Genomic DNA, 14,561 nt, shown 5'->3' with positions numbered 1-14,561 from the left:
CGGCCCCGGCCCCTGGAGCACGGTGCCGATCACCGGCCGGGGCGCCCGTACGTGAGGTGGCCCGGACACACCGTGCCCGGGCCACCTCACTTCTCACGTTCTCTGCTCGTCACCGCGCGCCGCGCACGGCGCACCGGCTCACTTCTTGCGGCGACGGCCGCCGCTCTTCTGGGCCTTGCGGCGCTCCGCGCGGGTGAGGCCGTCGGACTCCGAGCGGGCCGGGGAGTCGTCCTCGTCGCTGGCGAAGTCGCCCTCGATGACACCGCCCTCGCCGTCGACGGTCGGCGCGGAGAAGTGCAGCCGGTCCGGACGCTGCGGCGCCTCCAGGCCCTTGGCGTGAATCTCGGGGCGGCCGGCGCCCGCCGGCACCGCCTCCGCAGCTTCCTTGCCCAGCGAGGTCTTCGCCGCGGCTTCCTCCACCGGGACCTCCTCGACCTGCTGCTCGACCTGGACCTCCAGGTTGAACAGGTAGCCGACGGACTCCTCCTTGATGCCCTCCATCATCGCGGTGAACATGTCGAAGCCCTCGCGCTGGTACTCGACCAGCGGGTCCTTCTGGGCCATCGCCCGCAGGCCGATGCCCTCCTGGAGGTAGTCCATCTCGTAGAGGTGCTCACGCCACTTGCGGTCCAGGACGGACAGCACGACCCGGCGCTCCAGCTCCCGCATGATGTCCGAGCCGAGCTGCTCCTCACGGGCGGCGTACTGCTCGTGGACATCGTCCTTGACGGCGTCGGCGATGAAGTCGGCGGTGATGCCCGCACGGTCGCCGGCCTCGTCCTCCAGCTCCTCGATGGTCACCTTGACCGGGTAGAGCTGCTTGAACGCGCCCCACAGCCGGTCCAGGTCCCACTCCTCGGCGAAGCCCTCGACCGTCTCCGCCTGGATGTAGGCGTCGATGGTGTCGTCCATGAAGTGCTTGATCTGGTCCTGGAGGTCCTCGCCTTCCAGGACGCGGCGCCGCTCGCCGTAGATGACCTCACGCTGGCGGTTGAGCACCTCGTCGTACTTCAGGACGTTCTTACGCGTCTCGAAGTTCTGCTGCTCGACCTGCGACTGGGCGGACGCGATGGCCCGGGTCACCATCTTGTTCTCGATCGGGACGTCGTCGGGAACGTTGGCCATGGCCATGACCCGCTCGACCATCTGGGCCTTGAACAGCCGCATCAGGTCATCGCCCAGGGAGAGGTAGAACCGCGACTCGCCCGGGTCGCCCTGACGGCCGGAACGACCGCGCAGCTGGTTGTCGATACGGCGCGACTCGTGCCGCTCGGTACCCAGGACGTAGAGCCCGCCGAGGTCCTTGACCTCCTCGAACTCCGCCTTGACCGCGGCCTCGGCCCGCTCCAGGGCGGCGGGCAGCGCGGCCGCCCACTCCTCGACGTGCTCGACCGGGTCGAGGCCGCGCTGGCGCAGCTCCGCCTCGGCGAGGTCGTCGGGGTTGCCGCCGAGCTTGATGTCCGTACCGCGGCCGGCCATGTTCGTGGCGACGGTCACGGCGCCCTTGCGGCCCGCCTGGGCGATGATCGGCGCCTCACGGTCGTGCTGCTTGGCGTTGAGCACCTCGTGGGCCACGCCCCGCTTGTTGAGCTGCTGCGAGAGGTACTCGGACTTCTCGACCGAGGTGGTGCCGACCAGGATCGGCTGGCCCTTCTGGTGCTTCTCGACGATGTCCTCGACCACCGCGTCGAACTTCGCGGGCTCGGTGCGGTAGATCAGGTCGGCCTGGTCGACGCGGACCATCGGGCGGTTCGTCGGGATCGGCACGACGCCCAGCTTGTAGATCTGGTGGAACTCGGCGGCCTCGGTCATGGCCGTACCGGTCATGCCGGAGAGCTTGTCGTAGAGGCGGAAGAAGTTCTGCAGGGTGATCGTGGCGAGGGTCTGGTTCTCGTCCTTGATCTCCACCCCTTCCTTCGCCTCGATCGCCTGGTGCATGCCCTCGTTGTAGCGGCGGCCGGCGAGGATACGGCCGGTGTGCTCGTCGACGATCATGACTTCGCCGTCGATGACGACGTAGTCCTTGTCGTTCTTGAACAGCTCCTTGGCCTTGATCGCGTTGTTGAGGTAACCGACGAGCGGGGTGTTCACCGACTCGTAGAGGTTGTCGATGCCCAGCCAGTCCTCGACCTTGCTGACACCGGACTCGTGGATGCCGACGGTGCGCTTCTTCTCGTCGACGTCGTAGTCGCCGGTCTCCTCGATACCGCGCTGCGGGTTGGCGGCCTCGCCCCGCTTGAGGCGGCGCACCAACTTGGCGAAATCGCCGTACCACTTGGTGGCCGAATCCGCCGGACCGGAGATGATCAACGGCGTACGGGCCTCGTCGACGAGAATCGAGTCGACCTCGTCGACGACGGCGAAGTTGTGGCCCCGCTGGACGAGTTCGTCCTGCGACCAGGCCATGTTGTCGCGCAGGTAATCGAAACCGAATTCGTTGTTCGTGCCGTAGGTGATGTCGCAGTTGTACTGCTCACGGCGCTGGGCCGGCGTCATATCGGCGAGAATGCAACCGACCGTCAGACCCAGGAACTTGTGGATCCGGCCCATCATCTCGGAGTCCCGCTCGGCCAGGTAGTCGTTCACCGTGATCAGGTGTACGCCCTTGCCGGACAGCGCGTTGAGATACGTCGGGAGGGTACCGACGAGGGTCTTGCCCTCACCGGTCTTCATCTCGGCGACGTATCCCAGGTGAAGGGCCGCGCCACCCATCAGCTGGACGTCGTAGGGACGCTGTCCGAGCACCCGCCGGGCGGCCTCACGGACCGTGGCGAACGCCTCGGGCAGCAGGTCGTCCAGGGACTCGCCGTCCGCGTACCGCTCCTTGTATTCATCGGTGAGCGCCCGCAGCTCGGCGTCGGAGAGGGCCGCGAAGTCCTCTTCGATGGAGTTGACCTGGCCCGCGATGCGGTGCAGTTTGCGCAGGATCTTTCCTTCGCCTGCACGCATGAGCTTGTTGAAGACGGACACTTGGGCTGGTCTCCTTGCCGGTCGGGCCTGCACGGTCGAGTGCGCGGGCGCGGCATTTTTCCAAGGGGGCAGGCCCCGCCGCAACGGCCATCGTAAGGGAGGACGCTCCTCGGCCGGGAGGTCCGCCACCGCGAAGGCCGTATCCCCTCCCCCCGTGAACGCGCGAGCCCACGAGAAGGTGCCGGGAATCACCGCGAAAACCCTTCGCCGCCCCTCCCGCGCCCGAGCAGACTCTGTCCATGAAGCATGTCACCCTCACCACCGAGCGCCTCATTCTGCGCCCTTTCGAGCCTTCCGACGCGGCCGCGGTACACGCCGCCTGTCAGGAACCCGATATTCCGCGGTGGACGAGCGTCCCCTCGCCGTACACCTTCCAGGACGCGGAACAGTGGGTCGGCACGGTCGCCCAGGAGGACTGGCGCGACGACATCGCCTATCCCTTCGCGGTGCTCACCAAGGACGACGGATCGCTGGTCGGCGCGATGGGCCTGGTCCGCCTCGCCCGGTTGAGCACCCCCGAGCGGCAGGCGGAACTCGGCTACTGGACGGCCAAGCAGCAGCGCGGCAAGGGATACACCGCCGAGGCGGCCACCGCGGTGGTGCGCTGGGCCTTCGCCGACCTCGGGGTGGAGCGGATGGAATGGCTGGCCGAGGCGGGCAACGAAGGCTCCCGGGCGGTGGCCCGCAAGGTCGGCTTCCGGATGGAGGGCACCCTGCGCGCCAAACTGGTGCGCGAGGGCACCAGGCGGGACGTCTGGATCGGCTCCCTGCTCCCGACCGACCTGCCCACGGAGAGCCGCCGGGCCGGTACCACCCGCATCCCCTCCCCGGACGCGACGCCCTACCTGCCGTACCCCGGGTGACGCGGCCGCGTACCGACCGACCCGGGCAGCGCGCCGGCCCGCCTCCGCCGCCCTCAGCCACCGGACGCCGACCGCCCCGAGGTCCTACAAGGGCAGGCCCGCCGCCGATTCCGCGGCCGTTGTCAGTGGTCGCCCCTACCCTTTCCGCATGACCGCCGTGACGCAGCGCACACCGCACCACAGCCCCGAGATCTCCCTGTCGCACGACGACGCCCGCCGCATCGCCTTGCGCGCGCAGGGCCTGTTGGGCGCCCCGGACCGCCGGGCAGGTGTGCGCGGCGTGCTGCGGCATCTGGGCGCGGTGCAGCTGGACACGATCTCCGTGCTGGCCCGCTCCCATGAGCTGGTGCCCTACGCCCGCCTCGGCGCGACCGGCCGCTCCACCGTCGAGGCCGCCTACTGGACCGACACCCACAGCTTCGAATACTGGTCGCACGCGGCCTGCATCCTGCCGATCGAGGAATGGCCGCTCTTCGCCTTCCGCCGCCGCGCCTACCGCGCCCGCCGCAAGTGGCACCACGACCTGCCGCAGGCCGCGTACGACGCGGTGCTCGCCCAGCTCACCGCCGAGGGCCCCCTGACGGCCACGGAGCTCGGCGGCGCAAAGAACGGCGGCCCCTGGTGGGACTGGAGCGACGCGAAGATCGCCGTGGAGCGGGCCCTGATGATCGGCGAGGTGGTCTGCACCGAGCGCCGTGGCTGGAAGCGGGTGTACGACCTCGCCGAGCGAGCCGTGCCGGAACGGCTGCTGAAGGACGACCTCGACGACACCGAGTGCCTGCGCCGTCTGGTCGCCCAGGCAGGCGTCGCGATGGGGGTGGCCACCCGCGCGGACCTCGCCGACTACCACCGCCTGCGGACGGAGCAGGTCGATGCCGTCGTCGCCGACTCGGGCCTGGTCCCCGTAGAGGTCGAGGGCTGGGGGAAGCCCGCCTGGGCCGACCCGGCCGCACTGGCGGAGTCACCCCGCGGCCGGCACCGCACGACGCTGCTCTCGCCGTTCGACTCCCTCATCTGGGACCGGCCGCGCACGGAGCGGATCTTCGACTTCACCCACCGCCTGGAGGCATACGTCCCACGCCCCAAGCGGATACACGGCTACTTCGCGATGCCGCTGCTTTCCGGCGGCCGGTTGGTCGGCCGGGTCGACCCGGCCCGCGAGGGCTCCACACTCGTCGCCCGCCAGGTCTCGCTTGAGGGCGTCAAGGCCGTGCCGGCCATGGCCCGGGCACTCCATGAAGCGGCTTCCTGGGTCGGCTGCGACTCCGTCCGCCTGGAACGCTGCGACGACCCCGCGACAGCTGCCGCCCTCCGCACGGAAATCACCCGCATCGGCGACTGACCGGAACGCACGCCCGAACGACGCCTGCCACCTTCGGGGCTACCGAGCGCCGAGGGAGGGCACTTGTGTCCCCGAGGGCATCACCTGCACGAGGCGCCCACCGCAGTCCACAGGACGCAGAGCAGACCGCAGACCGCCGCCATCGGGCGTCCGCGCTATCGGATTTCGAGGATCTTTTCCCGCATCGCATACACCACCGCTTCCATCCGGGAGTGCAGTTGCAGCTTCTCCAGGATGTTGCGGACGTGGTTCTTCACCGTGTTCTCGGAGATGAAGAGTTCCTTGGCGATATCGCGGTTGTTCATGCCCGTGGCGACGAGCTTGAGCACTTCCAGCTCACGGTCGGTGAGCCGGGGCGCGGGCACCAGCCGGCGCTCGTCCGTCCGCTGGATCATCGACTTGAACTCCGTCAGGAGTTTGGAGGCCATCGACGGACTGATCTGCGACTGGCCGTCCGCGACGGCACGGATCGCCGTGGCCACCTCGTCGGTGGAGATCTCCTTGAGGAGGTAGCCGGTGGCGCCGGCCTTGATCGCGTCGTAGAGATCGGCCTCTTCGTCGCTGATCGTCAGCATGATGATCTTCGCGCTGGGGGCCACTTCCTTGATGGAGGTGCAGGCCTCGATGCCGCCGCGCTTGGGCATCCTTACGTCCATCAGCACGATGTCGGGAAGCAGGTCCGCGGCCTTGTCGACCGCCTCCGCGCCGTCCCCGGCCTCGCCGACGACCTGGATGTCCTCCTCCTGGGCAAGAACGATCTCCAGGCCCCGTCGGAAGAGCGCGTGATCGTCCACCACCAGGACACGGATCGGCTCCTTGCGGGGCGCGCCCGCGCCCTCCGCGTCGCCGTCCCCGGCATCGCTTCCGCGGTCGTCCGCGTGGTCACGCACGGGCCCGAAACTGTCCCCCATCGTTCCTCCCCGTCAACTACTCGGCCGAAGGGCCTGAGCTTGGAATAAGGCTGGTTGACTACAGCCCCTTGCGGCCAGCCCGATCACTGCCATACGACCGCCTCCCCGGCGTGGCGCCGTTTCGTGCTCACATTCTCCCCCGGCCGGCACAAACACTATACGGCTTCAACTCCGGGTTTCAGCAGGCACGATGGTGCCCCCGGCGTACGCCGGGGGCACCGAACGGGTGGGTTTCAGCCGCCGAGCGCGCCCCCCGCGCCGCCGGGCTCTTCCTCTCCGAACGAGTCGGGATTCAGATGGATGACGCCGTAGTCGTAGGCGTGCCTCCGGTAGACGACGCTCGGTTGCTTGTTCTCGGCGTCGACGAAGAGATAGAAGTCGTGGCCGACCAACTCCATCTCGTAGAGGGCCTGGTTGAGCGTCATGGGGGTTGCGGAGTGCGTCTTCTCGCGGACGATCAGGGGTCCTTCACCCTGGACCTCCAGGGAGCCGATCTTCTTGGTCGGCACCCTCTGCTCGGTCGCCGTGTCGGCGGCCAGTTCACCGTTGGTGTTCAAAATCGCGGCGTCGGGGACGCTGCCGGCGACATCACTCGCGGGGATGCGCCCGCTGCCGCGACGGGAGTAACGCTTGTCGTGCTGCTTCCGCAGGCGCGCTTCCAACTTGGCCGTTGCCAGGTCGAGAGCGGCGTACGGATCGGCTGCGGCCGCCTCGGCCCGGACCACCGGGCCGCGGGAGCGGAGAGTGATCTCCACTCGGTCGGAACGGTCGGCCTGCCGCGGATTAAGCTCCTTGGACACCTCGACGTCCAGGCTGATCACCTTGCCGTCGAGCTTCTGGACTTTCTCCAGCTTCAGCTTCTCGGCCACGTGCTTGCGGAACCGCTCGGGCACCTCGGTCTTGCGGCCCTTGACGACGATGTCCACGCAGAACTCCGTTCCCGGATCGCCCCGCCGCTCGCTGGACGGAGCGATTCCTTCTTGCACCAGGCTTCGGTGGGTGCCGAAGCCTCGGACTTGGCGACCTTCACCTCCTCCTCCCCCGAGGATGAGATCCCCATTCCCACGACTTCAGGGTCTCTGCAAATGCCCTTTATCGCATGCATCACGACATCTGAGGCAAAGCGTCCGCCAGTCCTCACAACCGAACATAGCTCTCCTGGACGGGTGTCGACACCCCCTCGGAGCGTCGGGCTCCGTTCGGGTGACTTTTTGTCCTCAATACCTGCAACGACGAACTCCTTTGTTCAGTTCCAGTCCGTGACGAAAGCACTGCGTGGCGCCGCCACCACGGCCGCCCCGGCCACTCTGCCCCCGGCAGTCCCGAGGGCCCGTGCCGCCTCGGCGAGCGTGGCGCCCGTCGTCACCAGGTCATCCACCAGCACCACTGGAGGCCCCGCCAGCAGCCTCCCGACCCGGTCCGGCACCTCCAGGGCACCGCTGACATTCGCCAGCCGCTCCCGGGCGCTCAGCCCCGCCTGATCGGCCACCGCACGGCGCTGCCGCAGCACCGCCAGCACCCGTGCCCCAGCGCCCGTCCGCCGCAACTCGCCCGCCGCGGCCAGCGCGATCCTGCGCACCGGATCATGGCCGCGCCCTGCCACGGATCTGCGCGCCGAGGGCACCGGGACCAGCACCAGCGGCCCACTGCCGCCCTGCCCGCTTCTCGGTCTCCCGCCGGCGCCGACACCGCGTACCGCCCCGGCCAACGCCGCTCCCAGCGGCGCCGCAAGTCGCAGGGCGCCGCGCTCCTTGTGCGCCAGCAGCACCGCCCGCACCTCGTCGGCGTAGGGCGCGCCGGCCCACACCCGGGGCAGTCCGGCGGGCTTCGGCTCGGGCCGCACCCGCCGCGCACCGCGCCCGCCGCGCGCCAGAGCCCGCCGGCACTGCGCGCACAGCTCCGTACGCGGTCGCCCGCACCCTGCGCAGTCGACCGGCAGCACCAGCCCGGCAAGTTCTCTCCACAGCCCCCGCATGACTCCACTGTCCCGCCGACCGCGCCCGCCCACCACCCCTGTGGAAAACACGGCTGTGACCACCGGGGACGTCGGGGTATTCGGGTATACGGGATGGGCGGGGCAAGCGAGGGCGGACTGGCGGGAGGGAAAGCCACGAGGGGCGGACACACCGGGACGTCGAATGGCGCGGCGTTGCCGAGAAGACCAAGGGGCCGAGCGGCCGAGGCCACCTGAGGGCGTCAGGCACGGAGCGGGAAGGGAAAGCGGCAGGTCGATCGGTCGGTCGCCGACGCGTGTGGCGAGGGCTGAGCGATAGCTCGCACGCCGTACGGGAGCGTCGCGCCCGGACGGGTGCCGTACCGGGCGCGCAACCACGCCGGGGCCGCCTCGGCAGCGCTCCCGCCAGGACCGCGTCAGCGCCTGGAAACCCGGGCGCCCACGGCCACCGCCGCGATCGACCCGCCGCGCAGCCCCGGAAACCCCCGGCGCCGCCCGTCCGTGCCTGCGCCTCCGGCGCTCGTACGACCGGCGCCCGTACTGACCGGCAGCTCCTACGCCCTACGGCCGTCAGCCCGACATCCTCCGCCCGGCGGCGGGCCGTCTCAGCCCGGGTAGACCGGCGCGGTGCCGTCCTTCGCCACGGTCTTCCAGTTCGCGTCCGGGGGCAGCCGCACGATTCCCTCGGTGGCGTCGGCGATGAGCGGTCTGTTCTCGTCCTCCGAGGCAGCCACCGCCTTCACACCGTTGACGCCGGGCAGGGTCTGCGCGTTCGATGCCGAACCGTCCGTCTCCATGAACTGCATCTGCTGCACTCCGCCGGACTCCCGGCCGACGACCACCAGCCGGCTGCCGCCTGCCCAGGACGCCGCCACCACGTCTTCCAACTGCGGCGCGATCGGGCGCAGTTCCTGCACCGACAGCACCGGGTGATCCGCCGATCCGCCGCGCTCGACGCGGCCGAGCTGGAGCGTCGTACGCCCCTTGTCCTCCACCAGCATCGCGATCCGGATGCCGTCCGAGGCGACGCGGATCGCCTTGATCTGCCGCTTGCCGAGCCCGGGCACCGCCACCGCCTCCGGGTCGCCCTTGCCCTCGCGCATCCGCAGCAGCCGGGAGCCGTGCGTGTCGCGGTCCGCGATCCACAGGTCGCCCAGGCCGTCCCAGCTCGGCGCGGTCAGCCCGTTCTGGGGGTTCTTGGCCGAAGCGCCGCTGGTCAGCAAGGAGCCGCCGCGTTCGATGCCGTCCTCCATGTCGGCGACGTAGAGCGAGCGTCCGTCGCTCGACACTCCTGCCGCGGTGGTCTCACCGCGCGAGATCGCCACGGAGCGCAGCGGGGTCTTGCCGGTGCCGAACGGTCCTTGCACCGGAGTGGGTTTCGTCGCGGTGTCCGACATGGCGACGACCCGGTGGTCGGCGTCGATGAAGTATTCGCTCGCCGAGTGCCCGGCCTGGCGGGACGGGGCGAAGTCGCGGTCGGCCTGTTCCTGGGTCAGCGAGCACAGCGAGTTGCCGCTGTTGTCCTGGATCTCCACCTCGCTGATCTTCGATGCCCGTGTCATGTCCTGGACGGTGAAGAACAGTTGGGCCGCCATCCGCTTGCACTGGCCGGTGTCGGTGTTGACCGCCTGCTTGCTGAGCTTGACCCGTAGAGCGTTGGAGTCGTCCAGGGACAGATCACGGGCGGCGAGCCGGGTGCCCGTCGGGAACTCCGAGGTCGTCACCTGGTGGAGCCAGTTCGTCGGCCCCGCCAGCAGGGCCTCCACGCTGGCCTTGATCGGCTCTATGCGCTGGCGCAGGTAGACGGGGTCGGCGACGAGTACGTTCCGGCCCGCCTTCGGCTGCCCCGCCTCGGTGTTGTAGGACGCGAAGTAGTACTTGTTCACCGAGCGGTAGATCCGCTGGAAGTCGGACTGCCCGAGCACCAGTCCGTTGGGCAGCCGGTCGATGCGCCACTGATTCCCCTCCTTGATGAGGTGGATCGTCCGGCGGTACGGCTTCTCCTCAGGGGTGTAGGCGTGGTTGTCGTCGACCGTCGCCACCTGGGTGCCGGAGAGCGTGACCGTGTAGCCCTTGCCGTCCTCGCGGTTGGGCTGCACCGTCGGCTCGGCCTTGGGGCGCTCCTGGAGGACGTTGGTCGCCTGGAACGGCTGCCAGGTCCGCTTGGCCGACTTGGCCAGATACTGCGTGGCCGTACGGAAGTCCGCCTCGTCGCTGGTCGTCGCGTCGAGGAAGCTGCGGACGATATTGGTCGGCTGCGCGCCGTCCTGCGGAGGCACACCGTAGACCCGCACCTGCGAGTCCCCCTCGGCGCGCGGCGACTGCTCGACCGCCTTGACGTCCCCGTCGTCCGGCATCGACGCGCAACCGGCCAGCAGCGCCGCCGCACAGCCGAGCAGCGCGAACTTGCGCCCCGCGCGCGACGAAGGCCGGGAGGCCCTGCCGCCCCGGAAGCGGATGCGGCGACCTGCCAGGCCACCAGCCCAGGTCCCGGCGTCGGAGCGGGCGGGCGCCGGACCGTCCGCGCTCGTCCGCCGCTCGTCCCCGTGCTCAGTGTTCACGCAGCCCGCCTTCCCGATCCGCGCCACGCCCTGCCTTCTGCTCCGCGCTGCCGGCGCTCGCGCGGTCCGCGGACAGGTCGTCACTGTCCGCGTCCCGGCCCTGCGCCGCGTCCGCACCGCGTACGTCCTCGCCCTGGGCCACCACACGTGCGCCGCTGCCGGGCAGCGCCGCCGGGTCGGCCGTCGGCCGGGCCGAGGTGCGCGGCTCGATGGCGCCGGGCTGCACGGGGATGGTGGAGGGCTTGCTGCCGACGCCGGGATGCGGCCGGCCGGCGTCGTCCAGCCCCCGGTTGCGCCGGGAGTCGTCCGGCTCCAGCGGTATCGGGGAGCCGCGCAGCGTCTCGCCTGCCGTACGGGGCAGCGTCAGGCGGAACTGCGAACCACCGCCCGGCTCGCCCCATGCCTGCAGCCAGCCGCCGTGCAGACGGGCGTCCTCGACGGCGATGGACAGGCCGAGGCCCGTGCCGCCCGTCGTACGGGCCCGTGCCGGGTCCGCGCGCCAGAAGCGGTTGAAGACCCGCGTCGCCTCGCCGGGCTTGAGGCCGACGCCGTAGTCGCGCACCGCGATGGCCACCGCGCCGCCGCTCTTGCCGCCCCCGGACGCCAGCCGTACGACCACATCCTCGCCCTCACCGTGCTCGACGGCGTTGACCACGAGGTTGCGCAGCACGCGCTCGACCCTTCGCGGGTCGGCCTCGGCGATCACCGGCTGCTCGCCGCCGCGCACCACGATCCTGGTGCCCTTGGCCTCGGCGAGCGGCTCGGCGCCCTCGATGACGCGGTGCACGACATCGCGCAGATCCGTCGGCTCGGCCTCCAGCGCGGCCGCGCCCGCGTCGAACCGGCTGATCTCCAGCAGCTCCGCGAGCAGCGACTCGAAGCGGTCGAGCTGTCCGCGCAGCAGCTCGGCCGAGCGCGCGGTGGCGGGGTCGAACTCGTCGCGCACCTCATGGATGACGTCGGCCGCCATCCGTACGGTCGTCAGCGGCGTCCGCAGCTCGTGCGAGACGTCGGAGACGAAGCGGCGCTGCATCCGGGACAGTTCTTCCAGCTGCTGGATCTTGACCTGGAGGTTCTGCGCCATCTTGTTGAAGGACTCGCCGAGCCGCGCGATGTCGTCCTCGCCGGTGACCTTCATCCGCTCCTGGAGGAGGCCGGCGGCCAGCCGCTCGGAGATGCCCGCGGCCATCCGTACGGGCGTGACGACCTGCCGCACCACCAGCCAGGCGATCGCGCCGAGGAGGATCACGACGAACACCCCGGCGGTCGCGAGCGTGCCGGTCACCAGCTTCAGCGACTCCTCTTCCTGACTGAACGGGAAAAGGTAGTAGAGCTGGTATTGGTTGCTGTTTACATCGTTGAGGCGCTTGCCGATGATGAGCGCCGGGACGCCGTCGTCGGACCCGATGCGCTTGATCTCGGTGTACTGGCGGAACGTCCCCGCCTTGGTCTCCAGCTTCCGCCGCAGGTCGGCGGGCACGCTCCGCTCGGGATCGACGTCCCCGGAGGCGCGCGGCCCGCGGGTACCGGGGCTGGAGTCGCCGAACGGCTCGTCGGAGTCGGAGCTGAGCGCGACGACCGAGAAGACGCCCTGCCCGCCACTGGCGAGCTGCTCGACCAGGCTCGTCAGCCAGGTCGCGGAGTCCTGGGTGCCGCGGCTGCCGGCGCGGGTGCCGTCGTCGGGCCGGGTGTCGTCGCCGCCGTCGGCCAGCTTCTGAGCGACACCGAAGCCGCCCACCGCCTGGCTCTGGGCGGCCTGGGCCTTGGCGGTGAGCAGGCCGTTGCGGACCTGCCCGACCACCACGACACCGAGCAGCAGCACCACCGCCAGCGACATCAGCAGGGTGGTCGCGACCACCCGCAGCTGGATGTTGCGCCGCCACAGCCGCAGGGCGGACAGCAGCGGACGCCGAACCCAGCGGCTGAAGAGCCGAAGCAAGGGGTGGACGGGCCCGCTCACCGCGCCGTCCGGCAGGAGCTGGCCGCCCCGCAACAAACGGGCGACCAACCTACCCGAAAAGGACATTTTGCCCGCCGGGTTGACGGTGCGCCCCCGCTTTCCCTCCGGGGCGAAACCGTCCCGACTCATCTCAGCTGGGCCCGGCCTTGTAGCCGACCCCGCGCACGGTCACCACGATGTCCGGCCGCTCCGGATCCCGCTCGACCTTGGAACGCAGTCGCTGCACGTGGACATTGACCAGACGGGTGTCGGCGGCGTGCCGGTAGCCCCAGACCTGCTCCAGCAGCACCTCACGCGTGAAGACCTGCCACGGCTTGCGGGCCAGCGCCACCAGCAGATCGAACTCCAGCGGGGTCAGCGCGATGGACTGCCCGTCCCGCTTCACGGAGTGACCCGCCACATCGATGACGAGGTCACCGATGGAGAGCTGCTCGGGAGCCGGCTCCTCGGAACGCCGCAGCCGGGCCCGGATGCGGGCGACCAGCTCCTTGGGCTTGAACGGCTTGACGATGTAGTCGTCCGCACCCGATTCGAGCCCGACGACCACATCCACGGTGTCGCTCTTGGCGGTCAGCATGACGATCGGCACCCCGGACTCCGCCCGGATCAGCCGGCACACCTCGATGCCGTCCCGTCCGGGCAGCATCAGGTCGAGCAGCACAAGATCGGGCTTGGTCTCCCGGAAGGCGGCCAGCGCTTTGTCACCGTCCGACACAAACGACGGTTCAAAGCCTTCGCCACGCAGCACGATGCCGAGCATCTCTGCCAGTGCGGTGTCGTCGTCGACGACCAGGACGCGTCCCTTCATTTGGCCATCATCCCATTACCTGATCGTGACGTTCCCCATCGTGACGTGGAACACATCTCCGCAAGGCCCTCACGGGTCACCGGAGACACCACTCCGGCCTCCGTCACGACCGCCGTCACCAGCTCCGGCGGAGTGACGTCGAAGGCCGGGTTGTAGGCCTGAGCGCCCAGCGGGGCCACCGGGATCCCGGTCCCCGGCTCGGCCCCGGCACCCTGCGCATGCGGCAACGAGAATTCCGTCACCTCATGGCCCGGTCGCTGCTCCACCTCGATGCCCGCGCCGTCCTGCGTCTGCAGATCCACCGTGCTGAGCGGCGCCACCACCACGAACGGAACGTGGTGGTATCGCGCCAGCACCGCCAGCGGATAGCTCCCGACCTTGTTGGCGACCGAGCCGTCCGCCGCGATCCGGTCCGCGCCGATCAGCACCGCGTCCACCTCACCGGCCGCGAACAGCGATCCCGCCGCCCCGTCCGACAGCACGGTGTACGCCATCCCCGTGCGCGCCGCCTCGTACGCGGTCAGCCGCGCCCCCTGCAAGAGCGGCCGCGTCTCGTCCACCCACAGCCGGCGCAGCTCGCCGGCCCGGTGCGCCGCAAGCGCCACGGCCAGGGCGGTCCCCTCGCCCCCGGAGACCAGGGCCCCCGTATTGCAGTGCGTGAGGATGCGGTGACCCCCACCGGGAAGCAGCTCGCCCAGCAGCGCCAGACCGTGTTCCGCCATCCGCTTGCTGGAGTCGACCTCCTGCGCACGCACGGCGTGCGCCTCGGCCAGGGCCGCCGCTGCGGCCGCCTCCGGGCCTGCCCCGCCGGCCGCCGCCTCGCGATAGGCGCCGACCGCCCGCCGCACGCCGTACCCCAGGTTGACCGCGGTGGGCCTGGCATGCGCCAACGTCTCCGCCGCGTCCTCCACGTCGAAGCCCCGCGCCGCGGCCAGCGCGACGCCGTACGCGCCCGCGATGCCCAGCAGCGGAGCCCCGCGCACGGCCAGGGTCCGAATCGCCTGCACCAGCGCGGGTACGTCGGTGCAGACCAACTCGACCTCCTCCACCGGCAGCCGAGTCTGGTCAAGAAGGACCACGACGGGCCCCTCGGGCAGCTCCTCCCAACGCAACGACGGGACTGTGAGCGCCTCGACGCCCACCTCGGATACCTCGTACTGATCGGCCATCCGCTCAGTCTGCCGCCGACAGC

10 protein-coding genes are annotated in these 14,561 nt (G+C 70.3%); 2 read left to right on the top strand and 8 right to left on the bottom strand.

Translation table 11 applies throughout. From position 1 onward, the window contains the following. Positions 1-138: 138 nt before the first annotated feature. On the bottom strand, positions 139-2,970 hold the full coding sequence (gene secA, locus QOM21_RS22415; protein WP_407552628.1) for a preprotein translocase subunit SecA: 2,832 nt from the start codon (positions 2,968-2,970) through the stop codon (positions 139-141). Positions 2,971-3,209: 239 nt separating this feature from the next. On the opposite strand from secA, the gene QOM21_RS22410 reads away from it, so the two are divergent. Together QOM21_RS22410 and QOM21_RS22405 are read left to right on the top strand one after the other, a co-directional pair. Next, positions 3,210-3,833 (top strand): GNAT family N-acetyltransferase, encoded by a 624-nt coding sequence (locus QOM21_RS22410; RefSeq protein WP_407552626.1) that lies wholly within the window; start codon positions 3,210-3,212, stop codon positions 3,831-3,833. Between the two features lie 148 nt (positions 3,834-3,981). Then, a complete protein-coding gene (locus tag QOM21_RS22405) occupies positions 3,982-5,175 on the top strand; it encodes a winged helix-turn-helix domain-containing protein (protein ID WP_407552624.1) in 1,194 nt (397 codons plus the stop codon). A gap of 155 nt (positions 5,176-5,330) precedes the next feature. On the opposite strand, the gene QOM21_RS22400 is transcribed toward QOM21_RS22405, so the two are convergent. The 7 genes from QOM21_RS22400 to mtnA all read right to left on the bottom strand — a co-directional run bounded on the left by QOM21_RS22400 (position 5,331) and on the right by mtnA (position 14,538). Further along, the gene (locus QOM21_RS22400; RefSeq protein WP_407552622.1) at positions 5,331-6,086 is read right to left on the bottom strand and encodes a response regulator; all 756 of its coding nucleotides are present in this window, start codon (positions 6,084-6,086) and stop codon (positions 5,331-5,333) included. 233 nt (positions 6,087-6,319) lie between these two features. Then, positions 6,320-7,012, bottom strand: coding sequence for a ribosome hibernation-promoting factor, HPF/YfiA family (hpf, locus tag QOM21_RS22395; protein WP_398560571.1), 693 nt, complete (start codon positions 7,010-7,012; stop codon positions 6,320-6,322). Between the two features lie 320 nt (positions 7,013-7,332). Continuing rightward, on the bottom strand, positions 7,333-8,061 hold the full coding sequence (locus QOM21_RS22390) for a ComF family protein (protein WP_407552620.1): 729 nt from the start codon (positions 8,059-8,061) through the stop codon (positions 7,333-7,335). Positions 8,062-8,645: 584 nt separating this feature from the next. After that, on the bottom strand, positions 8,646-10,499 hold the full coding sequence (locus QOM21_RS22385) for an LpqB family beta-propeller domain-containing protein (RefSeq protein ID WP_407555762.1): 1,854 nt from the start codon (positions 10,497-10,499) through the stop codon (positions 8,646-8,648). Positions 10,500-10,590: 91 nt separating this feature from the next. Then, a complete protein-coding gene (gene mtrB, locus QOM21_RS22380; RefSeq protein WP_407552619.1) occupies positions 10,591-12,690 on the bottom strand; it encodes an MtrAB system histidine kinase MtrB in 2,100 nt (699 codons plus the stop codon). A gap of 1 nt (position 12,691) precedes the next feature. Then, entirely contained in the window at positions 12,692-13,369 is a 678-nt protein-coding gene (gene mtrA, locus QOM21_RS22375; RefSeq protein WP_393897314.1) for a two-component system response regulator MtrA, read from the bottom strand. Continuing rightward, positions 13,366-14,538 (bottom strand): S-methyl-5-thioribose-1-phosphate isomerase, encoded by a 1,173-nt coding sequence (gene mtnA / locus QOM21_RS22370; RefSeq protein ID WP_407552617.1) that lies wholly within the window; start codon positions 14,536-14,538, stop codon positions 13,366-13,368. Before mtnA ends, mtrA begins: the two co-directional genes overlap by 4 nt. Positions 14,539-14,561 lie beyond the last annotated feature (23 nt).

This window comes from Streptomyces sp. Pv4-95, assembly GCF_045782725.1.
Lineage (GTDB): Bacteria > Actinomycetota > Actinomycetes > Streptomycetales > Streptomycetaceae > Streptomyces.
This window is presented reverse-complemented; position numbering and strand designations above follow the sequence as displayed.